This window comes from Clostridium saudiense (assembly GCF_000577815.1).
GTDB lineage: Bacteria > Bacillota > Clostridia > Clostridiales > Clostridiaceae > Clostridium > Clostridium saudiense.
Window position 1 is genome coordinate 1 of record NZ_CBYM010000096.1, and the last position, 781, is coordinate 781.

Here is a 781-nt window from a genome sequence, read left to right on the forward strand (position 1 = left end):
AATAAAAACTATATTACATTAATATAGTTTTTATTATAATAAGAATGTTTAGAAATTATCAATAATCTCTAAACATTCTTAGTTAAATTTTATAAATTTTTTCCTATTTCTCTAGCTATTATTTCAGCCATCTTTTGTTGCTTTTGTTCATTTGCTAAGTTTTTGGCTTCGTCTGGATTTGATATAAATCCACATTCTACCAGCAACGATGGCATAGTTGTATTTTTAACAACATAAAAATCCTTATTTTTTAACCCTCTATTTTTTAGTCCCATTTCACTAGTTACGCTACTTACTATACTTGATCCTATTTTTTTGCTTAATTTAACTTTCTCAGTTTCTGATGTTCTTAATGAATTTAATGAATATTCTAAACCATCACTTGAAATTACCCCTCTAGTTTCTGGTAAAGCATCACTATAATATACCTCAAATCCTCGTACTGAGCTATCAGTATAGCTATTTTGATGAATACTTATAAAGAAATCAGCTTGTAATTTATTAGCTAAATCTACTCTTTTTCTTAAGCTTTCACTTACCGCTATTGTTTCCCTATCTTCTGGATTCCTAGTTAAAACTACTGTAAATCCCTTTTTCTCTAATTCATCCTTAAGCTTTAAAGAAACCTGCATATTTAAATCCCTTTCTATATAAGTTACACCGTTATGAGTAGAAGTAGCCCCATTATCTCCACCATAGTTATGACCTGGATCTATTACTATTAACTTTTTAACATCATTCTTATCAATATACAAATCTATTACTTGTAACTCATCATACT

1 protein-coding gene is annotated in these 781 nt (G+C 28.2%); it reads right to left on the reverse strand.

The window, feature by feature from the left end; genetic code table 11:
* Nucleotides 1-89 precede the first annotated feature (89 nt).
* Nucleotides 90-781, reverse strand: a 692-nt coding sequence (locus TY07_RS17065) for an N-acetylmuramoyl-L-alanine amidase family protein (protein WP_042403157.1), incomplete at its 5' end; no start/stop codon positions are given.